This window comes from Frischella perrara (assembly GCF_000807275.1).
GTDB classification, from domain to species: Bacteria; Pseudomonadota; Gammaproteobacteria; order Enterobacterales; family Orbaceae; genus Frischella; species Frischella perrara.
In genome coordinates this window covers 1,197,860-1,219,598 of sequence record NZ_CP009056.1, presented here as the reverse complement: position 1 = coordinate 1,219,598, position 21,739 = coordinate 1,197,860, and the positions used below count along the sequence as shown (strand labels likewise).

22 protein-coding genes and 2 tRNA genes are annotated in these 21,739 nt (G+C 35.0%); 14 read left to right on the top strand and 10 right to left on the bottom strand.

Annotated elements, in window-relative coordinates; all coding sequences use genetic code 11:
• Positions 1–6: 6 nt before the first annotated feature.
• Both FPB0191_RS05305 and FPB0191_RS12460 read right to left on the bottom strand, forming a co-directional pair.
• Entirely contained in the window at positions 7–1,077 is a 1,071-nt protein-coding gene (locus FPB0191_RS05305; RefSeq protein WP_039106696.1) for an AI-2E family transporter, read from the bottom strand.
• Positions 1,078–1,258: 181 nt separating this feature from the next.
• Complete coding sequence (locus FPB0191_RS12460) at positions 1,259–1,621, bottom strand: YbaN family protein (RefSeq protein ID WP_039104492.1); 363 nt, start codon at positions 1,619–1,621, stop codon at positions 1,259–1,261.
• Positions 1,622–1,834: 213 nt separating this feature from the next.
• On the opposite strand from FPB0191_RS12460, the gene FPB0191_RS05295 reads away from it, so the two are divergent.
• From FPB0191_RS05295 to FPB0191_RS05235, 13 genes are all read left to right on the top strand, one after another.
• Positions 1,835–2,401 carry an anthranilate synthase component II gene (locus FPB0191_RS05295; protein ID WP_039104489.1) on the top strand — a complete coding sequence of 189 codons (567 nt, stop codon included), beginning with the start codon at positions 1,835–1,837 and terminating at the stop codon, positions 2,399–2,401.
• 3 nt (positions 2,402–2,404) lie between these two features.
• On the top strand, positions 2,405–4,165 hold the full coding sequence (gene pabB / locus FPB0191_RS05290) for an aminodeoxychorismate synthase component I (RefSeq protein ID WP_052236795.1): 1,761 nt from the start codon (positions 2,405–2,407) through the stop codon (positions 4,163–4,165).
• Positions 4,166–4,319: 154 nt separating this feature from the next.
• On the top strand, positions 4,320–4,775 hold the full coding sequence (locus tag FPB0191_RS05285; RefSeq protein WP_052236794.1) for a CidA/LrgA family protein: 456 nt from the start codon (positions 4,320–4,322) through the stop codon (positions 4,773–4,775).
• A 3-nt stretch (positions 4,776–4,778) separates the two neighbouring features.
• Complete coding sequence (locus FPB0191_RS05280) at positions 4,779–5,468, top strand: CidB/LrgB family autolysis modulator (protein WP_039104487.1); 690 nt, start codon at positions 4,779–4,781, stop codon at positions 5,466–5,468.
• A 10-nt stretch (positions 5,469–5,478) separates the two neighbouring features.
• Positions 5,479–6,144: an ElyC/SanA/YdcF family protein gene (locus tag FPB0191_RS05275; RefSeq protein WP_052236793.1), complete on the top strand. Its 666-nt coding sequence runs from the start codon at positions 5,479–5,481 to the stop codon at positions 6,142–6,144.
• A 204-nt stretch (positions 6,145–6,348) separates the two neighbouring features.
• On the top strand, positions 6,349–7,077 hold the full coding sequence (gene artP / locus FPB0191_RS05270) for an arginine ABC transporter ATP-binding protein ArtP (protein WP_039104485.1): 729 nt from the start codon (positions 6,349–6,351) through the stop codon (positions 7,075–7,077).
• Positions 7,078–7,100: 23 nt separating this feature from the next.
• Positions 7,101–7,835, top strand: coding sequence for a transporter substrate-binding domain-containing protein (locus tag FPB0191_RS05265; RefSeq protein ID WP_039106689.1), 735 nt, complete (start codon positions 7,101–7,103; stop codon positions 7,833–7,835).
• A 104-nt stretch (positions 7,836–7,939) separates the two neighbouring features.
• Positions 7,940–8,698, top strand: a complete 759-nt coding sequence (gene artQ / locus FPB0191_RS05260) for an arginine ABC transporter permease ArtQ (RefSeq protein WP_039104483.1) — start codon at positions 7,940–7,942, stop codon at positions 8,696–8,698.
• An 8-nt stretch (positions 8,699–8,706) separates the two neighbouring features.
• Positions 8,707–9,390 carry an arginine ABC transporter permease ArtM gene (artM, locus tag FPB0191_RS05255; RefSeq protein WP_039104481.1) on the top strand — a complete coding sequence of 228 codons (684 nt, stop codon included), beginning with the start codon at positions 8,707–8,709 and terminating at the stop codon, positions 9,388–9,390.
• A gap of 32 nt (positions 9,391–9,422) precedes the next feature.
• On the top strand, positions 9,423–11,264 hold the full coding sequence (gene uvrC, locus FPB0191_RS05250; RefSeq protein ID WP_039104479.1) for an excinuclease ABC subunit UvrC: 1,842 nt from the start codon (positions 9,423–9,425) through the stop codon (positions 11,262–11,264).
• 104 nt (positions 11,265–11,368) lie between these two features.
• Positions 11,369–11,923: a CDP-diacylglycerol--glycerol-3-phosphate 3-phosphatidyltransferase gene (pgsA, locus tag FPB0191_RS05245; protein WP_039104477.1), complete on the top strand. Its 555-nt coding sequence runs from the start codon at positions 11,369–11,371 to the stop codon at positions 11,921–11,923.
• A gap of 101 nt (positions 11,924–12,024) precedes the next feature.
• Positions 12,025–12,112 (top strand) — tRNA-Leu (locus FPB0191_RS05240).
• A gap of 18 nt (positions 12,113–12,130) precedes the next feature.
• Positions 12,131–12,206 (top strand) — tRNA-Gly (locus tag FPB0191_RS05235).
• A gap of 375 nt (positions 12,207–12,581) precedes the next feature.
• On the opposite strand, the gene FPB0191_RS05230 is transcribed toward FPB0191_RS05235, so the two are convergent.
• From FPB0191_RS05230 to FPB0191_RS05200, 7 genes are read right to left on the bottom strand one after another with little or no spacing between them, the layout of a single operon-like run.
• A complete protein-coding gene (locus FPB0191_RS05230; protein WP_039104475.1) occupies positions 12,582–13,526 on the bottom strand; it encodes a D-2-hydroxyacid dehydrogenase in 945 nt (314 codons plus the stop codon).
• Between the two features lie 10 nt (positions 13,527–13,536).
• Entirely contained in the window at positions 13,537–14,142 is a 606-nt protein-coding gene (locus FPB0191_RS11670; protein ID WP_052236792.1) for a glutathione S-transferase N-terminal domain-containing protein, read from the bottom strand.
• A complete protein-coding gene (locus tag FPB0191_RS05220) occupies positions 14,139–15,677 on the bottom strand; it encodes an FAD/NAD(P)-binding protein (protein ID WP_039104473.1) in 1,539 nt (512 codons plus the stop codon). The genes FPB0191_RS11670 and FPB0191_RS05220 overlap by 4 nt, the downstream gene beginning before the upstream one ends.
• On the bottom strand, positions 15,670–17,160 hold the full coding sequence (locus FPB0191_RS05215; RefSeq protein WP_039104471.1) for a malonate decarboxylase subunit alpha: 1,491 nt from the start codon (positions 17,158–17,160) through the stop codon (positions 15,670–15,672). The genes FPB0191_RS05220 and FPB0191_RS05215 overlap by 8 nt, the downstream gene beginning before the upstream one ends.
• Entirely contained in the window at positions 17,157–17,588 is a 432-nt protein-coding gene (locus FPB0191_RS11665; RefSeq protein WP_052236791.1) for a cupin domain-containing protein, read from the bottom strand. The genes FPB0191_RS05215 and FPB0191_RS11665 overlap by 4 nt, the downstream gene beginning before the upstream one ends.
• A 21-nt stretch (positions 17,589–17,609) precedes the next feature.
• Positions 17,610–17,990 (bottom strand): tautomerase family protein, encoded by a 381-nt coding sequence (locus FPB0191_RS05205; RefSeq protein ID WP_039104470.1) that lies wholly within the window; start codon positions 17,988–17,990, stop codon positions 17,610–17,612.
• A 1-nt stretch (position 17,991) separates the two neighbouring features.
• Positions 17,992–18,543: an HPP family protein gene (locus FPB0191_RS05200; protein WP_052236790.1), complete on the bottom strand. Its 552-nt coding sequence runs from the start codon at positions 18,541–18,543 to the stop codon at positions 17,992–17,994.
• A gap of 137 nt (positions 18,544–18,680) precedes the next feature.
• On the opposite strand from FPB0191_RS05200, the gene FPB0191_RS05195 reads away from it, so the two are divergent.
• Positions 18,681–19,310 (top strand): TetR/AcrR family transcriptional regulator, encoded by a 630-nt coding sequence (locus tag FPB0191_RS05195; protein ID WP_052236789.1) that lies wholly within the window; start codon positions 18,681–18,683, stop codon positions 19,308–19,310.
• A gap of 1,254 nt (positions 19,311–20,564) precedes the next feature.
• Here FPB0191_RS05195 and FPB0191_RS12290 read toward each other — a convergent pair.
• Positions 20,565–21,731 (bottom strand): hypothetical protein, encoded by a 1,167-nt coding sequence (locus FPB0191_RS12290; RefSeq protein WP_202965384.1) that lies wholly within the window; start codon positions 21,729–21,731, stop codon positions 20,565–20,567.
• Positions 21,732–21,739: the final 8 nt, after the last annotated feature.

Genomic DNA, 21,739 nt, shown 5'->3' with positions numbered 1-21,739 from the left:
ATTAGGTTACTTGTTCTTCACTAATTCCTCTTGATTTGTTGGCCAAGCATTAATAATCGCTTTAACTAATGTTGCCAAAGGTATGGCAAAAAATACCCCCCAAAAACCCCATAATCCGCCGAAAATCAATACTGCAATAATAATAACTAAAGGATGAAGATTGAGTTTTTCCGAAAATAGCATGGGAACAGTTACATTACCATCAATTACCTGAATTAAAGTATACAAGGCTATTAATATGCCTAATTCTGAACTCCATCCCCATTGGAAAAGTGCCACTAAAATTACTGGTATCGTGGAAATTATGATACCAATATAAGGCACTATAACCGAAACACCGACAATAAATGCCAACAGTAATGCATAATCCAATTTCATAAACGAAAAAGGAATGCTAATTAAGCAAAATAGGATAATAATGTGTAATACATTACCGACAATGTAGTTACCAATTTGTTTGTCCATTTCCGCCGCGACTTTATTAAGAACTTGTCGATTTTTAGGTAACATCTTTGAACAATAATTCCAGATTTTTTCTTTATCCTTAAGTAACAAAAACATCATAATAGGTATCAATACAGAATTTACAATCACGGTCAGTAAATTAAAGATAGAGTCTATTGAAAATTGTAGTAAGGAATTGCCGGTTTGAACTACCCGTTGGTTGATACTCTGAATAATGGTATCAAACACGCCTACATCAATCAGTTCTGGGTAATGTTGCGGTAAAGTCATTAAAAATTTATTCAAAAAGGTGAGCATCGCCGGGATATTATCGAGTAAGCTGATACCCTGCTGCCATATAAGTGGTAAAAGAATTATCCCAGTTAATAAAACAAAGGAGACGAAAATCAATAAAACGAGTACAACCGCAAAGGTTCTAGGTAGACCTTTATTTATCAAAAACTTAATCGGAGTTTCTAATAAATAAGACAAGGCTATGGCAATTAAAATAGGTAATAAAATCTTATTAAAAAAATAGATAATAACAAAAAAGAGGATAATAAGAATTAACAATGATACTGCATCTGGATCACTAAATCGCCTTCGATACCAATCCATAAATATTTTAAACATTTGTTTGACCACTTTGATTAGATTAGAATTTAATTACGAAAATACCTTTACGTATAACTATTATTAAACGCATTAATATAATGACATATGCTAAGGCAAGTTAATAATTAATTTTTTTATTTTTTTGATTATATCTATTTTTTATAAATAAAGATAAGTTGTTTTATTAACAACCTAACAATTATTTATTTCGATAAAAATATATATAAAAACCGATCACATGAGCGATGTAAACAAAACATAACATCATTCTGACATGTAAGGAATTAACAAGAACGGCTGGAATGGCCAATAGTATAAATAGAAATATCAGTATTTTGATTAATTTTTTAAGTGTTAATTTCTTTTTTAAAAATGCTTCTTGTATATATTGTTTATAGTAACGGTTATTTACTAAGTAATTATGTAGTTTATCAGAGCTATTAAACCAAAGATAAGCAGTCAATAGGTAAAATGGCACAGTTGGTAGTACTGGTAGAAATATTCCAACTGTTCCCAAAAAAAATGATAGATAACCAAGTGTGATAAAAATTATTTTTTTCATTAATACTATAACTCTTTGTAAGCTCTTTCTTGGTTGCACTTTTTAATATAAGTACATCTTAATATAAGTACATCAAATTAATTATTAGAATATCATGTTATTTCAATTTGTTAATTGATAATAGCCTAAAAACGCTTTAATATATGCTCAATATTAAACAAACAATATACATCTCTGGCGTGATATCCCTTCAATTCATCGGTTGTTCTATTTATGATTTTACTTATTGATAATTATGATTCATTCACCTATAACATCTATGATTATGTCAAAAGATTAGGTGAAGAAATTCAAGTTATCAAAAATGATCAACTGACAATTAATCAAATTAAGCGGTTATATTTTGATAAGATAATTTTATCACCGGGCCCGGGTAATCCTGATTCAGCTGGAATATCGTTAGAAATCGTTGATAAATATCATCAACAAATTTCAATATTGGGTATCTGTTTAGGGCATCAAATTATTGCCCAATATTTTGGTTATCAAATTGTCAAAGCACCCTGCCCGATGCACGGAAAGATTGATACAATTTGGCATGATAACAAAGGAATATATACTAACTTAATCAATCCATTAAAGGTTGTACGTTATCATTCATTGATAGTCAAAGAATCCTCTACCCATAGATTACACGTTACCTCACGTAACAAAGATAATATAATTATGGGATTAAGACATCCAGAATTCCCCATTGAATCCGTTCAATTTCATCCAGAAGCGATTAAAACCGATTCCGGCATAGAAATGATAGCCAACTTTATTAATGGAACTATATAAAACATGAAGGTTCAAATTGATTTTGAAGGTGAAAGCCGACTTTTCAAAAATCCTATAAAAACGTTTATCTGTAATGATATATCATTAATCGCACAAACAATTGATGAAATAACACAGTTAGTTAATCAGGGTTTTTATGCCGTTGGTTATCTTGCTTATGAGGCTTCCTCAGCATTTAATCAATATCACATTACAAAAGATTGGGCTGAAAATAAATTGCCTTTATTACTTTTTGGTATTTATAAAGAATATCATACACCTATGCAAGATCTTAATTATAACCAATCTGCAACATTATCATTAAATTGCAATACCTCAGAGTCAGACTATCAAGACAATATTACCAAGATAAAGCAATATATTGAATCCGGTATCACTTACCAAACGAATTATACTGTTCAATTTCATAGTGAATTTAATGGTGATCCTTATGCCTTTTATCAATTTTTACAACGACATAATGAAGCTGATTATTGTGCTTATATCCAATTAGATAACTTACATATTTTATCAATATCACCTGAACTGTTTTTTAAAACGCAAAATCACCAAATCACCACTAAACCGATGAAAGGCACGACAGCAAGAGGTATTAATCTTATTGATGATGATCTACAGTTAAGAGAATTATTTTCAGAAAAAAATCAAGCTGAAAATATGATGATCGTCGATCTCTTACGAAATGATTTAAGTAAAATATCAATCCCCGGAACGGTCAATGTTAGCCAACTTTTCAGTGCAGAAAAATACCCAACCGTTTGGCAATTAACTTCAACAATACAAGCAGAATTAAAACCAGATACTGCCCTCTTCGATATTTTAACAGCACTGTTCCCATGTGGTTCAATTACTGGTGCTCCCAAAGCGAGTACCATGCAAATTATTGCTGATATTGAAAAACAACCACGTGAGGTTTATTGTGGAACAATTGGCTATATTGAACCTAACTTTAAGCAAACAATATTCAATATTCCCATTAGAACGCTAACAGTCCATCATCAACAAGCAACTTATGGTGTAGGCGGTGGTATTACTTGGGATTCAACTGCCTCAAATGAGTATCAAGAAATTATCAATAAAACAGCGATGTTGAATTATAAAGCCATAAAACCCGAATACCTCATTGAGTGTTTTTTATGTCAAAATCAACAAATTTATTTATTAGATGAACACTTAAATCGATTAACGTTATCCGCGCAGTTTTTTAATTTTAAGCATGATTTAGATCTTATCAGAAAGGATGTTAAGCATATTGAAAAACTTGATCCTAAATATGATTACAAAATTCGTTTATGTTTGAGAGAAAATGGTCATTATACTCTTGATGCAAATCCAATTCTCCAACCGATGCAAATATCTAACATAACATTAGCTACGCATTGCATTAAACGCGATAATATCTTTATCTATCATAAAACATCAAATCGGTCTCATTTACCGGAAATTGAATCGGGTCAAGAAATACTATTATACAATGAATCAAGACAGATTACCGAATTTGTAAATGGTAATATCGCGCTTTTCATCAATAATCAATGGCTGACTCCCAAACTCACTAGTGGTCTATTACCTGGCGTAATGCGTGAACATTACTTAAAACAAGCGATCCTTTTTGAAGCAACTTTATCGATTGAAGATATCTTAAAAGCTGAAAAAATGGCGTTTATAAATAGTGTACGAAAATGGATCAACATTAATGATCTAACTCTCACTAAATTAAAACAACAAATCCAACACGATCATAGAAATCTCAATCATGAATAGAAACCTCATAAGGATGTCTATCTTTTTTAATAAGGAATTTCATGATAACGGTAAGATTTACTTGATTAAATAATAATACGTTTTTGCACATTTAATTTTATAGGCGTATCATTAACCTAGTAAGATACAATATAGATTGTTATTTAAAATAATTATGAAACACTTTTTAGCCAAAAACGCAACACTACGCCATCGCTGTTATTCACTTTATTGCACATTATTTTGTTATGCTCGTAGTTTATTGATTTTATTTGTTTGTTTATGGGTAGGTAACTTTTTATCCCTGTTATTACCTATTTTGATTCCTGGCAGTATCATTGGGTTATTAATTCTATTCTTCTTACTCGTATTTCAAATTATACCGTCTACATGGGTTCGTAATGGCTGCAATCTCTTTATGCGTTACATGACCATTCTTTTTGTACCGGCTGCAATGGGAATAATGGATAATTATGTTTATCTTTTAAATAGTTGGGCGCCAATTATCATTGGGAGCCTGGCGAGCACCTTTATTATTATGGTCTTCATTGGTTGGTTAACTCAGAGGCTTCATTCACGGGCCTTACCGGCTATTGATAATAGCATAAATGATAATACCAAAGGAGAATAACCCATGTTTTGGATGTTACCATTAACTTTAATTATCTTTTTATATACACGAAAAATGGCGCTAAAGATTAAAAATCCATTATTTAATCCAATCGTAATAACAGTACTTATTTTGATACCTATCTTATTAGTGACTCACACATCTTATACTACCTATTTTTCTAATGTGAAAATTATTCATGAATTACTCCCCTATTCGGTAGTTGCACTTGCCTATCCACTATATGAACTCATGCCACAAATTAAATCACGTTGGAAATCAATTTTATTTGTTACTTTTGTTGCATCAATAACAGCAATGTTGAGTGGGGTATCTATTGCTTTTTGGTTAGGTGGTGATAAAGAAATTCTTGCTTCAATACTACCCAAATCAGTGACCACAGCTATCGCCGTGACTATATCGCAAAATGAAGGTGGCGTTCCTTCTATAACTGCGATGTGTGTCATTTTAGTTGGTACATTAGGTGCAATATTTGGTCACCAATTATTAAACCTATTTAAAATTAAATCGCCAGCAGCTAGAGGCTTAGCAATTGGGGCGGTGGCACATGCCGTGGGTACTGCACGGTGTATTGAAGTTGATTATAATGAAGGGGCTTATAGTTCATTATCATTAGTATTATGTGCTATAATGACATCGATTACTGCTCCATTTTTATTTCCTGTATTAATTTTTATATTTAGCCTTTTCTAATGGAATATTGATGAAATTAAAAAAATTATTTGTATACCTTTTCTATTTAATGATGTTTTTTATTCTCATTATATTTTTATTAGATTTTTATGTTGGTTTAAAAACAAGATCAAATATCTATTATAACTATGAAGATTTACCACCCACCTCTATTGGTATTGTGTTAGGTACATCTAAATACGTAAAATCAGGTGGAATAAATGAATTTTATAAATATAGGATTGAAGGAGCAATAGATCTTTATTGGTTAGATAAAGTGAAATATTTGCTTCTTAGTGGTGATAATGCTCAACTTAATTATAATGAGCCAATTACTATGCGTCGCGATTTACTAAAAGCGGGTATCCCTAGTTCAGACATAGTCTTAGATTATGCTGGATTTAGAACATTGGATTCTATCATTAGAGCTAATAAAGTCTTTGACGCCGATAACTTTACTATTATTACTCAAAAATTTCATTGCGAACGTGCTTTATTTATCGCTCAATACCAAGGCATAAAAGCGCAATGTTTTGCTGTTCCTTCACCGCGTCGCATGAAACTGGTTCGGGTTCGTGAATTTTTTGCTCGTATTAGTGTAATGATTGATCTTTATATATTAAAACGAGAACCGAAATTCCTAGGACCTGTTATTCCTATTATTACCCCCCCATTATCGACAAATAAAGTGAATTAAAATTAGGAATCTCATAATTTAGATTGCATTTCTATTCATAAAAATATAATATTTAGTCATATTTTGTTTCTCAGTAATGCCATATGGACTAAAATAAACAATTAGGAATTATGGATAAGATCTTAAATAATCAATAACTGAGTTCTTCTTTCTTAAGTAGAAATTATTATTTCTAAATTTAATAACCCGAGTTTTTATTATTTTATGAATATTGAATTAAGCCATATTAATTGTTTTTATGGTTCGCATCAGGCTTTATATGATATTTCTATTTGCTACCCTTTAGGGGAAACGATAGTGTTACTTGGTCCTAGTGGTGCAGGTAAAAGTTCATTGTTGAAAGTATTTAACTTACTTGAGGTACCGGTTTCTGGTGAAATGACCATTGCCGATATTCATCTTGATTTTCAGCAAAAGCCGGCTGAAGAATTAGTCAGAACATTACGTCGTGATGTTGGTATTGTATTTCAGAATTATAATCTTTGGCCGCATTTGACAGTTTTAGATAATTTGATCGAAGCGCCTTGTCAGGTGCTAAAAATGTCTAAGGCACAAGCGACTGCAAAAGCACTAAAAATATTACAACGATTAAAAATTGATAGTATGGCAAATCGTTATCCATTACATCTTTCGGGAGGACAACAACAGCGTGTTGCTATTGCTAGAGCGCTGATGATGGAACCAAAGATTTTATTATTTGATGAACCAACGGCGGCCTTAGATCCAGAAATCACCTCACAAGTGGCGGATATCATTAATGAATTATCTGAAACAGGTATTACACAAATTATTGTGACTCATGAAGTTGATTTCGCCAAAAAAGTAGCATCACAAGTGATTTATATGGAAAAAGGCAAAATAATCGAACAAGGTGATAAAACGTGCTTTATTCACCCGCTTTCAAAACAATTTCAGGCATATTTATCGCATTAACCATTAATATAAAAGGTGAAATTATGAAAAAGATTTTCCTTATCGCGGCTTTGACTTCCGCAGTATTTAGTGTTTCAGCCAAAGATATCAATTTTGGTCTTGAAGCTACATATGCACCTTATGAATTTTATGATGATAATAATACATTAGTTGGTTTTGATATTGATATTGCGAATAAAATTTGTGAAGAATTAAACTACACTTGTAAATTTACCAACCAATCTTTTGATGGTTTAATTCCAAGTATTAAAACTCGTCGTATTGACGCTGCTATTTCGGGTTTAGACATGACCCCTGAACGTCGTGAACAAGTCGATTTCACACAATCATATTATGATAATGTCGCTCAGTTCATTGGTTTAAAGGGAAATTTAGAATCTTTAGATTCCATTTCTGAATTAAATAAAAAGCATGTAGGTGTACAAAATGGTACTACTTTACAAAAATATCTTATTGATAAATATCCTGAAATAGATATCGTAAGCTATGATAGTTATCAATTTGCTGTATTAGATTTAAAAGCGAAACGTATTGATGCTATTTTGATCGACTCAGCCGCTGCCACAGAATGGTTAAATAAAGAACCAAGTTTAGTTAAGATTGGTAAAGAAGTCTCAGATCCAGATTATATTGGCGCTGGCTTAGGTATTGCTGTACGTAAAGGGAATAGTGCCCTTCTTGACCAATTTAATCAGGTATTAACTAAAATTAAATCTGACGGTACTTATGATCAAATTTATGCAAAATGGTTTAAATAGTTCTATTTGTTGTTGATTCAAATCAACTCGCCGCATAACTGCGGCGCTTTTTTTTATTAGCGTATTTAATTAATTTACTTTAATCACATAGAAAGCAATTAACGATGCAAGATTGGCATACTTTATTACCTTTATTTGATGCGACTAAAATCACATTATTCATTGCGATTAGTGCTTTACTAATCGGAATAGTGTTAGCATTTATCATTACTATTTTAGAATCATGGCGATTTAAACCTATTGCATGGTTTGTTTCATTATGTGTCATCGCCATTCGTGCATTACCCGAAATGCTGATTGTTATTGCCATTTATAATGGTGCACCACTAGCATTAATATTTATCAATGATACTATTTTAAATGGCGGTTTGGATGTCACAATACCACTATTTTTCACAAATCTATCATTACATCTTGAAATTACTGATTTTGATGTAAATCCTATTTTATGTGGGATTATTGCATTATCGATTTTATATGCTGTTTATGCATCACAAACCTTACGTGGTGCTTTCAAAGCCATTCCTAATGGCCAAAAACAGGCGGCTCAAGTATTAGGATTAAGTAAATTCAGAACGTTCACCCGTATAATTATGCCTCAAATGTGGCGTCATGCCCTTCCCGGCTTGGGTAATCAATGGTTAGTTTTATTAAAAGATACTGCTTTAGTTTCATTAATAACAGTCAATGACATAATGATGCAAACTCGCAGTATTATCGGTTATACGCGTGAACCATTCACCTGGTACCTAATTGCAGCTATTATTTATTTAGTCATTTCATTGTTCAGTCAACGCGTTTTGAAATATTTTGAGACACGTTCGCTTTATTTTGAACAATCGCAATCTGTTAATGAAAAATAGAGGAATATATGTCTGACAAGTTTTTTTATTATTTATCTATTTTAATTCAGGGTTTACCTACAACACTGTCACTAAGTATAGCTGGCATTTTGTCTGCCTGTTTAATCTCTATATTCCTTTCTGTTTTATTAACTTCAGATAAATGGTATGTAACCAAACCAATTAGCGTTTTTATTACATTATTTACTGGTACACCTTTATTAGTTCAGTTATTTTTAATTTATTATGGTCCTGCACAATTCCAATTCATAAGAGAATCATTACCACTTTTATGGCAGCTATTATCCTATCCTTGGTTTTGTGCTTATGTCGCCTTAACACTTAATAGTGCCGCTTATACAACATTAATTTTTCATGGTGCTTTAAAAGCTGTGCCTCAAGGACAATGGCAAGCATGTGTCGCATTGGGTATGAATCGTAAACAGTCCTTAAAAGTAATCTTACCTTATGCTTTAAAACGTGCATTGTCCTCTTATTCTAATGAAGTCATATTTGTAGTTAAAGGTACAGCTTTAACCTCGACCATTACGCTTATGGATCTAATGGGCTATAACCAATTTTTGAATGGTCGTTATTATGAATTTACTATTTTTATTGCAACAGGTTGTATTTACCTCTTGATAAATGGCCTATTAAGTACCATTATGAGATTATTGGAGAAAAAAGCATTAGCTTTTGAAAATACTCAATAATTTTTTAATTTGAATTGATATTAAAACCATTTATGAACCCTACTAAATTTGATTCTGTATCATTTTTAAAAACTGTCCCACATAAACCGGGTATTTATCAGATGTTTAATGATAAAAATACCATTATTTATGTGGGTAAGGCGAAAAATCTTAATCATCGCTTAAAAAGTTACTTTAACAGCAGCAAAAAAACACTAAAGACTGACTTGTTAGTTAGCCACATAGCGCGTGTTGAATTTACACTGACTCACACTGAAACAGAAGCATTGCTTCTTGAACAGACATATATAAAAAAATATCAGCCAAGATATAACGTTCTACTAAAAGATGATAAAAGTTACCCCTTTATTAAAATCACCAAAGAGCGTCATCCTCAATTATCACTTTATCGAGGTTCGATTAATCGAAAAACGGATGAGTTTTATGGACCCTATCCGAGTTCCTATGCAGTTAAACAAATATTGATCTTATTGCAAAAACTCTTCCCAATTCGTCAGTGCCCAGACTCAACTTATCATAATCGCACCAGACCTTGCTTACAATACCAGATCAAGCGATGTTTAGGGCCTTGTGTTGCTGGTCTTGTAAGTGATGAAGATTATCAACAGCAAGTTAATTATGTCAGACTATTTTTACAGGGGCAGTCTGAAACAATTATAGAGACCATCACTCGTGATATGCTGCAAGCGAGTGCTGATTTAAATTTTGAAAAAGCGGCTAAGCTACGAGATCAATTACAAGCTATTAAACAGATCAATGAAAAACAGGTTATTTATAATAAAAATGATAATTTAGATGTGATTGGTTTTCATTACCAACTAGGGGTAGCTTGTGTCTATATCCTATTTATACGTAATGGACAAACTTTTGGACACCGTGCCTATTATCCTAAAGTGCCGTCTAATACCGAACTTGAAGAAGTTATCGAAACCTTTTTAGGACAATTTTATTTACAAGGTAATAATAATCGCAATATTCCAAAGAAAATTTTGCTTAATTATTCGTTATCTGATCGCAAGGCGATGGAAGAAACCCTATCGCTTGTTGCTAATTACCAAGTAAAATTAGTTGATGAACCTAAAGGTGATAATCTAAAACTACTTAATCTTGCCATTGAAAATGCACAAAAAGAAGTCAAAAATAAATTATTGCAAAGTTCAACCCTAAAACAACGTTATGATGACTTAAAAACGTTCTTAGGGATCAAAGAAATTAATCGCATGGAATGCTTTGATATCAGTCATTTTATGGGCAAAAATACCATTGCTTCCTGTGTCGTATTTGATGATAAAGGACCCGTTAAATCTGAATTCAGACGGTATAATATTAGTGGTATAACAGAAGGTGATGATTATGCTGCGATGAATCAAGTCTTAACTCGTCGTTATAATAAACCTGACTTACCAGAAGATAAAATTCCTGATGTTATTTTTATTGACGGTGGAAAAGGACAACTTAATCAAGCAAAAACCCTTTTTGATTCGTTAGACGTTAACTGGAATAAAGATCACCCTATTTTATTAGGGGTTGCTAAAGGTTCTGAACGTAAAGAAGGGTTAGAAACGTTATTTTTTGAAACTCATGGTAAAGGACACTATTTGGATGTCCATTCACCTGCATTACTCTTAATTCAACAGATACGTAATGCTTCACATGATCATGCTATAATCGGTCAACGCAAGAAAAACTTAAAACAATTAACCGAAAGCACCTTAGAACAGATAGAAGGTGTTGGCGCAAAACGAAGACAAGCATTACTAAAACATTTTGGCGGATTGCGAGAACTAAAAAATGCTACGGCTGGCGAAATATCTCAAGTACAAGGTATTTCTAAATCATTAGCGGAAAAAATATTTGAAGAATTGCAACGTTAATATTCTTAAATCGACAAAACATTAGAGTCAAGCTTGTCACTTGATGTTATAATATTATGAATCGTCGTTTTTTGTTTTACGTTATATCTTTTTAGAGTTCAGTCATGAAATTCAATATACCCATTTACTTAACATTATTTAGACTCATTTTAATTCCTTTCTTCGTACTTTCATTTTATTTTCCCGGTGAATGGTCAGCTTTTTTTACTGCACTTATATTTTTGGTAGCGGCACTTACTGATATTTTAGATGGTCATTTAGCTAGAAGATTAAAGCAAACGACACGATTTGGTGCATTTCTTGATCCTGTTGCAGATAAAATAATGGTCACCATTGCCCTCGTATTGGTGACCGAAAATTATGATGCATGGTGGATTACCATTCCAGCAATTATCATGATTTCCCGTGAAATTATTATCTCAGCATTAAGGGAATGGATGGCAGAAATCGGTAAACGTAAAAATGTGGCAGTATCTGGAATTGGCAAATTTAAAACTATAGCTCAAATGACAGCATTGACCTGGTTATTATGGCGACCGTGTGATTTGGTTATTAATGCAGGTTTAATAATGCTTTATATTGCAACAATATTAACGCTTTGGTCTATGTTCCAATATCTCTGGGTTGCTCGAAAAGATCTACTAGATGATGGAGAATGACTTAAAAATAATCAATCAAACTTAAAAATGCAAAATTGTTATTGATGTAAATTCTCAATTACGTATAATGCACTGGTTTTCAGCGAATCACTCGCTAAAACGCCCGGGTGGTGAAATCGGTAGACACAAGGGATTTAAAATCCCTCGGCTTTTTTAGCCGTGCGAGTTCAAGTCTCGCCCCGGGCACCAATAACAAACACGTCTTACGCGGGAATAGCTCAGTTGGTAGAGCGCAACCTTGCCAAGGTTGAGGTCGCGAGTTCGAACCTCGTTTCCCGCTCCAAATCGACACTACATAGTAGTCCGTATAAGTTCGATAAACGAAGGTTTAATCTTACTTTCAATCAGAGAACAGAGCCATTTAAAACCTTCCCCGAGGATTTGGTTTAGGAAATGTATTGTTTTAATAATATGTCTTTCTTTAAATATTGAACAACCACCCTCAGGTTTATTTGTAATGTAAAAATTTTATCACGGCTCTGCGCATTACAATATACAATCAAGTCGGCAAAATCCGAAGAGAAATAATATACTTAAAAGATAGGCACTCCCCATTTCTCAACATTCATCCCAGCGATACAAAATACTGGCCAAATCAACTCCCTTGGAATAGTAAACACAATCCACACCGCAGAGCTATGAACCATTATAATGACACTTAAACAACATTGATCGGATGACCGGCGACAAAGGAATTCAAATTATCACTCAATCCTTCGACCAAGCGCTGGAAAGACTCCGAACTTCTACAAGCAAGATGCGGTGTTATAATAAAATTACCGAGATCCTCCTGCAACAATGGACTTCCATTTTTCGGTGGCTCTTCACATAATACGTCAAAACCTGCACCGGCGATATCACTACGACGCAGAGAATTAACCAGACTTTGTTCATTCGCCAAACCGCCACGACCGACATTGATCAGCAACGCTGTTTTTTTCATTTGCTCCAGCTCATTTGAACCGATCAAGTTTACGGTGGTCTCGTTTAGTGGGCAATGTAATGTCAGAACATCCGCTAGAGATAAAGCTTCTTCAAAAGGGACATAACCGGAACGACAACTCTCAGCACCTTTTCGCTCACTAAACAATACCGTCATACCAAATGCTTTCGCTAACTTGGCGACAGCCCGACCCGTATCACCTTTACCAATAATGACCAAAATTTTGCCCATTAACTCAAAATAATCGGGACCAGATATCGAATAAAATGCAGACTTTTGCCACTTTCCTTCGCGAATAAATGTATTGTATACAAACAATTGATGCGATAAAGCTAGCATCATCATCATGGTATGTTCAGCAACCGATTGCGTACTATAACTTTTCACGTTTGTAACAACAATGTTAAACTCTCTAGCCGCACTAATATCAATATGATTAAAACCTGTAGACGCAACCGCTATCATCTTCAACTCAGGATTAGCTACCATATGATCTCGCGTAATCCTTACTTTATTGGTAATAATAATATCTTTTCCTGCAATGACATCAAATACACCGTGGTCAGTGCAAGACTCACGATAGGAGATTTCGTTCGGAAAATTCAGAACCAAAGATATATCGGGGATAGTTATCCCATCTAAAATTGCTATTTTATACATTCGACGTACCTCATTTAAAATCTAATGAAATAGGGGATGTTATTTTCACGCTTTCACGTTCATACAGATTTTTACGTCTGTTGAATAAATTCGGATAATCATCTTCCACAATGTAAAAGAATTGTCGCAATAACAGATAATCAATACAACACACCATCGCTATATCTGATATAGAAAATTGTGCCTTCTCTACACTATAGAACCCATCAATATATTGTAGACAAGAACTTATCCTCTTCTTATATTTTTCCAAGACACCTGAATCGATCTTACCCTCAGCTCGTTTCAATTCCCATGAACATAATACGGCGGTATCTAAAGTGTCATGAACAACCCTGATGAACAACTTTTCATTAATTCCTTCCAGCCCTCTTAATGAATCAGAAGGGATCTTCTCCAATAAAAAATCGGTAATAACTGATGAATCAAATAGGGCAATCTCTTCATTAATAACAATGACGGGGATCTTCCCTATTGGATTAAGTTTTACCACTTGGCTATTGGGTTCCCAAGGCGAGTCTAGTAAAAAATCGTACGATAAACCTAGTTCCTGGAGTACAATTTCGACCTTGCGAACAAAAGGGCTCGTTTTGTTGCCAATCAATTTGATATTCATAGACTTACTTCCTTCATTATATTTTGGGAGCCACTGAGGCCACCAATTACAGCACCAATTGAATGGGCACATGCTTCGCCTTGAGGAATAATTATATCCAAAGCGCTTGTGAATAAAAACTTACCACTGACAATCTCACCTATGGCGAAAAAACATTGACTCGCATTCCCCTTTTTATTAAGGATTGAATGATTTTTATCAACATCGATCCCTCCGAATGGGTGCTCAACTGCAATTCCCTTTTCTATCAATCTATTTATAAATGGAGCATCGGCTTCAGCGAGTTTGCGAGGACTTCCAGTTGCATAGATGACGGTATCCACATGTCGGCTTTGCTCACCAACGGTTATATGAAACTTATTATCTACCCCGTCGGAAACCTGAGCATTACCCGTGACGAAATCAATTTTACCCTCTTTGAAATAACCGAATAGTTTTTCTGCATTTTCCCTAGGGATAGAAACTCTCATCGCTATTGCGGCGGCAAATAAACTCGAAAAAAAGAGATTACGTTCTTCATCCTGCATTGACGCCCAAATTAACCCCAATAAGTGATTGGTGTTATACAAGATAGCTTGCCAACCACGGCTTCCCTCAGCAAGCGATATTTCTTTTGAAAGAAAATTACCCAAGTTATCAACCGCCTTTGGAGGAAAAATAATTTCTTCATCTTGATCATCATTTTCCATTTTATAAACAGTCAATTCCTGCTTGAACAAATCAAGTAAATCTGACAAAGTTAATTTACCATTACGATGTGTCAATTGTTCTAATATTTCCCTTGTTAAGTGTTTGCACTCATAACGTCCCTGCGAGCCCCTTACGTAGGGAAAAAATCCACTTCGGGAATAAAGAGTAACTTTGCCTTTGTGACCATTTTCAATTAAACCGATTACCGAATCGATAGCGCTTAGTCTCGAACCAATGATGGCCACATTATCATTCTTACAAACTCTAGTCACTAGCTTACTGATTGGATAAGGATCTGAGAACAGATTTTTGCCCAATCTTTCGCTGTCGCCGATTTTTCTTTTCATAGTGCCACACGCGAGCAAAACTTTATTCACACGGAACTCCTCATTGCACGCGGTTTTTAAAATATGTTTCTCGTTACCATTACCAACCTCTATATCAATTACATTAGCGTTAATTGGCATTACTATTATTCCATTTCTTGACGCCTCCTTTATACTAAACCACATGGCTGATTTCAGGTATAGACCAAATAAGGAACGCGGCACATAATCATCTTCAGTATATTTTTTAGGGAATCGATGTTCGAAGTTGGCGTAGTTTTCCAGATACCAACGGTAAAAATCCCCCGGTTTATCTTTAAAAACAGTGATATAACCAGCTTTAGTATTGAGTATATTAGAGTCGAGATCCATTGGCGAATAGGCATTTCCGGGACCAAATGACATATTTTTTTCAAATAAATATACTGTAATCATTTCACTCGATTTTATCTTCGATAAGTTATGAAGAAATGCAATTGCGGCAGCGCCTCCACCAATAACACCAATAATATTATCCATAAATGATTTCCTTTGATATAGAGTTTAATAGGTTCATTGTCCTAATGCTTTTCGACACTTGAATCGGAAAAGCAATTAGTTGTTTGATTGAATCAATTGAGATGTTAGGTGCGATCTCAACTAAAATAAGTTCATCGTCTTTCAAGCGAAATACCGCCCGTTCAGTGATGATGAGTATATTGTTACAAGTGGACTTAGCTTGGACAGTGATCTGTTGTACACAATCGACAAACTTTCTAATCTTCCCTTCCTTTATTATGTTGAGTCCAACACCTTCTTGTAGTTCTATTTCTAACCCCTTCGTAGTGAGAGTTCCACAAAGGACAATTTTTTTTGCTGACTGTGCGATATTAATGAAACCACCTGCACCCATTAAATTTTTGCCGAATTTGCTAGAATTGATAGCGCCACGTCTGTCTATTTCGGCAAAGCCAAGGAACGCAACATCTATTCCACCACCATCGTAAAAATTGAATAAAGAGGATTGTTCCATAACGGCATGAGGACAACTTGATGCTCCGAATGATAAATTGTATAGTGGACTTCCCCCTATCACTCCGGACTCAACAGTAAGCGTAACCGTTTCCTCTTGTTGTTTCAGAAGAGCCCCGATGAGGGCTGGTATTCCGATCCCGAGATTAATTACCGCGTTACCTTTAGGTATCTCGCATAATGCTCTACTGGCTATAATCAATTTTTGCAGATCATCTTCTGGCTTTTCCGCACTCGGCAAGGCATGACCATAAGTCTGCGGATGGCATTCGTCCGAATCAGCAACAACGACGTAATCAACTAAATGTCCGGGAATTCTAACCGACTGAGGCAAAACCTGATCAACGATCTTTTTAACCTGTACGATCACCTTACCACCACATATTTTAACAGCCTGCGCCTGCGCCAGCGCATCATGGTAAGCAACCTCATCCGTCATCGTTATGTTGCCATTTTTGTCACACTCTGTTCCTCTGAGCAAGGCACAGTCAACTTTTATCGTGGGATAAAACAAGTAATCCTTCCCCTCAAAGTGCTTAACTTTAACCATTGACTCTCCGCATGGGGAAATGACGCCTCCTTCATGTCTAGGATCAACGAAAGTATCCATGCCAATCCTAGTCAGAACACCTGGAGATCCTGAGGCAATTTCTCTAAACAAATTGCTCATTACACCTTGGGGCCAATTATGCCCCTCAAGAGATCCTTTTTTGGCCATATCGACAAGCTTGGGGCACAAGCCCCAATAACCTCCTATTGCGAAACTTACCAATCCATCATGAGCTAATCTATTTAGACCTGCATCAGCCCGATCGCCTGCCCCAGAAGCAAACATAAGCCTGAGGTTTCTAGGTGTTCCAGTGTTTAGATAACGCCGCTCTATAGCTTCAGTTAACAAGTCTGGATGCCCGCAACTACCGAACCCACCAGGAACAATAGTAGCATGATCGGAAATTAGCAAAGCTGCCTCATCTGTTGTAATAAGTTTCATTTAGCATCCTTTTTCCCATCGTCTGCCAAGCCATCAACCAGCTGCTTCACTGGAATGTATCTCGAAGCAAGAATAGTACATCCCCCCTTCGATGCCATGCTATGACATGTTCCCGGAGCTCGAACAATAAAATTTCCTGCGGTAAATACTTGACCATTTTCTATATAATCGCCATTCAAGACCAGAACAGTCTCAAACCCCATATGAACGTGGCCTGGCACATAAGCCCCCGGTTCGTATCTTAGAAATGCTAAGTCAGGACCCTTTGGGTTGTTAACTGTTTCATCGAAGATGACGGAGATATCAACCCCCTCCCTTAATCCCTTTTGATATGGAACAAACTGCATGCTGTCGGGTAATTGTATATCCTGTGGGAAACCCAAATTGATTACGGAATCTCTCTGATCTGGTGGTGTTTTAAATTCCATATAATCTCCTTTTTTCTGTTGTTAAGTTTTGTTTCTTGTCGATTGATTAATTCCATTGAATCCCCAATTAGTACCGTCGTTATTTAACACTGAGGTGTAACAAACGCTATCATCAGCGATATCAAGCTCTTTTCTGAGGTACTGCCATGTTTCATCCAACCATGAAACTATGTCTTTTTCGGTATTTGTTCCTGCTGTAATGAATATGGATAACTGGTAGACTGCGTCGGTGACTAAACCGTTTGCACCAAACCACAGTCCGTGATCAGGCACGATATTAACCATCGTGACATCCTTATTTTTATGCAGGCATTGACTCGTCAGTGTGGTTAGTGATTTGGCAATCTTTTCTTGTTTCGATTCTGTGATAGCAATCGATGTTGTTAGAGTTAGTATAGGCATTTTAATCCTCCTTTGATTTAGTGTTTTTGCTGAACATATTTAAAGAATGCCCAAACCAGTAACTAGGCCATCGCGATCCTGCACCTATATTGTTGACTATCAACGCGACAATGACCAATAACACAGATCCCATCAAAACCGGCGTGAATAGGAACGAATAATCAGTGATACCAGACATGATAATAAGTATGGGATTCGCTCCCGCTGGAGCGTGGACGACACGCAACAACTGCATCGATGCAATTGATATTCCGACAGCGAGTGCCACGGTCAGCATTCCGTCGCCGAACAAATGAATGGCCAAAAGCCCCACCAGAGCGGAAACGAAGTGTCCCCCTATGACGCTCCTAGGTTGTGCCAACGGAGCTTTAGGCACTGCGAATAGCAGCACACATGTTGCACCAAACGGGGCCATGATTGATGGAGTCCCAGCCCAGTAAGTAACCGCAAGCAGGACTGAGATCCCCAATGAGCCACCAACAAAGCCCCGTAGTACTGATGTAAAATTGGGTGTAGGTTGTATAGCCTCTCCCCCCGTAATCTTTCTTAACATGGAAATCTCCCGTTAGTTATACAGTGAAACCATTAAGTTTAAATAAATAAACTTTGTAAACGATACCAGATACAAATCTTATAGTTAAAAACATTAAAGGTCAAATATTATTTATAATTATCCTTAAATGATTTTTTATGTTAATATGGGCGCGTTATTTCGTTATTTATTTGGAAATTGTAAAAATGAAACTAAAACCTGAAATTATGGAAACTATACTTACTGCCGCCGAATCGTTATTCAATGAGCAGGGATATTGCCCAGTAAGTCTTGAACTTGTTGCAGAAAGTGCAGGTGTTTCGAAGAGAACGCTGTATAAATACTTTGGTGACAAAAATGGACTTGTATGTAAAGTCTTGGAAAAGCGGAACGCTTTTTTTAAAAAATCATTAACGGATGTAATTGCGGTTTTCTCAGGGAGAAAAGATAAAATTAATGCCATTGTTTCGTGGCATATTAAATGGTTCAATGACAAGAATTATCGTGGTTGTATGTTTGTTCGGGCTAAAGCTGAATATGATAACAAAAGCGAAGAGGTGTGCGCCATTGTCAAAGAGCATAAACAATGGATTCAAGATTCGATTTGTCAGTGTCTAGGTGGGACGGAACAAAGTTTAGAACCTGCTCTTCTAATTATGTTAATACTTGAGGGTATGATCTCGTATACCTCAATTTTTGGTGTCGATGGATATGATTTTGAAAGGGAAAAAATGTATATCTATGATATAATAGACAGTATTGACAGTGCCAAGCAAGCTACAGAATAAAACAAAGTTGATTATTGTCAATGGGTTGCCATTATTATTTTCAGTTCGTCGTAGTCCATAAAAATCCATGAAGTTCCTCGGGAAATTAGGTCCAAGAAGTTTTTGGCATAGTGAGATTAAGGGATAATTTATTTACTTGGTCGTAGGGTTGGGTGTGGGGCTCGCCTCCCGCTCCAATCTAGCAACGTCCTATCAGTTCTTTTATAGGCAATACTTATAGCTTCCCCTTAATGACTCTTCTTTCTTTTTGATGAGGATTGCAGACTAACTGGAAAGCATTGAAAAACAGTAGAAACTTGGTAAGTTTACATCATACCTAGATAAATTTTAAAAAAAATCATTACCATGCGAATTTTAAAACCATTTCACAACCAATATCAATTAGATTTTCATCCGATTTCAATTTAGCTAAAATAATCCTCTAATTATTGATGTGTAATTCTCACTGATAGATTCATTTTTTTAAAAGTTTAATACAATTATCCCTAGTTTGAGAATTATGAATTCCTTGTTTATCGTGATGAATTAAACAAAACATTTCAATGATGATCGATAAAGAGAGCAGAAAATTCAACTCAACTAACAAAATCTGCCACATATATCTTTAATAAACTCAAATAAAGTTCGAATTGGAAAGGCAATGATCAATTTTGCGTTAGTTCGTAGCTGAACGTGTCTATGTGACTGTTGCTGAGAACTTAGCGCAGTGATTGCCTATATTTGATAAGATTTTGTTCCCGTTATGTTGGTGAGTAATTTAATTCCGATAAGCTGTATATTGCTTAGGTAACTGATATCACTTAAGTCAAAAAATCGGGAGGTTTATCAAACCCACCTGTAATTATTGATTCGTTAACATAACATGTGACTGGTCCTCTAACGGGTTGTTATATTGGTCAGAATTTAATCTATGATGCATTAAAACAAGCGCTAAACTTGTTTTCTATGGCTAGAAATTGAATTTTTAGATTAATCTATCCACTGTATTATGCGGGTTTTGTTTTTATGGTTTCCTTGTTTACTCATTATTGATAGGAACAAAAAATGCAATAGAGCTATCTTATATATTGCAGATTCCAACAGTAATTAACAACCAAGGCAGATAGGCATAATTTTGCTCCGTAGCAACCAAAACGCAAAAATAATGCCGCACATTGCGATGTTAACGTTCTCTCCTCTAACATTTGAGTCTAAAACATATTTGTTTCAATAGTAGAAGCCTAAGCTATAACAATATGTAGGATTGATTCACCTTTAACTAAGTAGACCGCCATCTAATTTATCTATTGCTATCATAGCTGAATAAATATCAGATTGTAGTAATTTATCCCATATATCTAAACAGGTATTAATAGCCTCTTTATCCATATCCTCTGTGGCTTCATCATAAATTCTTTGAAGAACAGCAAGCAGACTTGATTCTTCAAGATCTATTCCTGATGGTTGATTATTTGCATTGCAATTACCCGTAATATTTTCTACTAATTGTAAAATAGGAACACTAAAATTGGATAAATTTCCAGGATATTTTTTCAATGAATCAAATAGCATGATTAAACATTTCAAAGCCGCCTTTGACACGATAAATAAGCTGAATAATTTATCAGCATTAGGTTTTAACCAATAGTTTTCGTATCTAAGACATATTGCTAGTTTCCTTAGTATTTCATCATTATCATCATTGATTAATAACTGATAGGCATGTTCTATTTTATCTAGCTTATCGTTATATTTATCCTCACGAAGAAACTGTAAAATAACAGATACGCACCCCTCTTTTAAAATATTATCCCCTTGAAGCACCGCGTTAAGTTGTTCCTCAAATAAACCATTAAAAAACCAACGTGCGTATATTTGTATTGCGGCTTGTTTTTTTATTTCATCGTTGGTTGACGCTAGCATTGATAGGGTTAAAGCTATATATTGCTGTTGATGTTTTCCTTCAAAACCTTGATTAAAAAAATGATAAGCATAATTTCCACACGTCATACGTAAATCTTTATGACACAATTCAATAAATTTTTCATGCGCATAATCATTTTGATAATTAAGTAGTGGTGTTAAAAGAAAAAAGGCAGCCATTTTAACGGAAGGGTGTTCATCATTAATTGCACAATCGACTAGTTCAAGGTTTTCCAATGCAAATGTCTGGTTACGCCAAAAAATGTTAGAAATGCCTCGATAAGCTTTGCCTCGAATACTATTAATCGTTGTATCTAGCAATGTTTGAGCATCTACACAATCTGTTGAGTTCTCCTTTTGGGGGTCCCAAACAGTTAATTGATTTGATTCAGGATTAGTTGAATATTTTGCGAGGTTTATTAATCTATCAATGATCTGCTTAGACCAGCTATCAGCTCTGCTTGCTAATAAGCTAGCTAACGAATATTCGCAAGCCTCATTATTAAAATGAAGAATCACTTGCTCTA

Bases quoted from the DNA above. Each gene is read 5' to 3' on its own strand.
- FPB0191_RS05195 (WP_052236789.1), top strand. From the start codon at position 18,681: ATGTTAATATGGGCGCGTTATTTCGTTATTTATTTGGAAATTGTAAAA.
- FPB0191_RS05285 (WP_052236794.1), top strand. From the start codon at position 4,320: ATGAAACACTTTTTAGCCAAAAACGCAACACTACGCCATCGCTGTTAT.
- artP (WP_039104485.1), top strand. From the start codon at position 6,349: ATGAATATTGAATTAAGCCATATTAATTGTTTTTATGGTTCGCATCAG.
- FPB0191_RS05220 (WP_039104473.1), bottom strand. From the start codon at position 15,677: ATGGATAATATTATTGGTGTTATTGGTGGAGGCGCTGCCGCAATTGCA.
- FPB0191_RS12460 (WP_039104492.1), bottom strand. From the start codon at position 1,621: ATGAAAAAAATAATTTTTATCACACTTGGTTATCTATCATTTTTTTTG.
- FPB0191_RS05295 (WP_039104489.1), top strand. From the start codon at position 1,835: ATGATTTTACTTATTGATAATTATGATTCATTCACCTATAACATCTAT.
- FPB0191_RS11670 (WP_052236792.1), bottom strand. From the start codon at position 14,142: ATGAATATCAAATTGATTGGCAACAAAACGAGCCCTTTTGTTCGCAAG.
- FPB0191_RS05280 (WP_039104487.1), top strand. From the start codon at position 4,779: ATGTTTTGGATGTTACCATTAACTTTAATTATCTTTTTATATACACGA.
- FPB0191_RS05265 (WP_039106689.1), top strand. From the start codon at position 7,101: ATGAAAAAGATTTTCCTTATCGCGGCTTTGACTTCCGCAGTATTTAGT.
- FPB0191_RS05200 (WP_052236790.1), bottom strand. From the start codon at position 18,543: ATGTTAAGAAAGATTACGGGGGGAGAGGCTATACAACCTACACCCAAT.
- FPB0191_RS11665 (WP_052236791.1), bottom strand. From the start codon at position 17,588: ATGGAATTTAAAACACCACCAGATCAGAGAGATTCCGTAATCAATTTG.
- artQ (WP_039104483.1), top strand. From the start codon at position 7,940: ATGCAAGATTGGCATACTTTATTACCTTTATTTGATGCGACTAAAATC.
- FPB0191_RS05275 (WP_052236793.1), top strand. From the start codon at position 5,479: ATGAAATTAAAAAAATTATTTGTATACCTTTTCTATTTAATGATGTTT.
- FPB0191_RS05205 (WP_039104470.1), bottom strand. From the start codon at position 17,990: ATGCCTATACTAACTCTAACAACATCGATTGCTATCACAGAATCGAAA.
- FPB0191_RS05215 (WP_039104471.1), bottom strand. From the start codon at position 17,160: ATGAAACTTATTACAACAGATGAGGCAGCTTTGCTAATTTCCGATCAT.
- pgsA (WP_039104477.1), top strand. From the start codon at position 11,369: ATGAAATTCAATATACCCATTTACTTAACATTATTTAGACTCATTTTA.
- FPB0191_RS05230 (WP_039104475.1), bottom strand. From the start codon at position 13,526: ATGTATAAAATAGCAATTTTAGATGGGATAACTATCCCCGATATATCT.
- artM (WP_039104481.1), top strand. From the start codon at position 8,707: ATGTCTGACAAGTTTTTTTATTATTTATCTATTTTAATTCAGGGTTTA.
- FPB0191_RS05305 (WP_039106696.1), bottom strand. From the start codon at position 1,077: ATGTTTAAAATATTTATGGATTGGTATCGAAGGCGATTTAGTGATCCA.
- pabB (WP_052236795.1), top strand. From the start codon at position 2,405: ATGAAGGTTCAAATTGATTTTGAAGGTGAAAGCCGACTTTTCAAAAAT.
- uvrC (WP_039104479.1), top strand. From the start codon at position 9,423: ATGAACCCTACTAAATTTGATTCTGTATCATTTTTAAAAACTGTCCCA.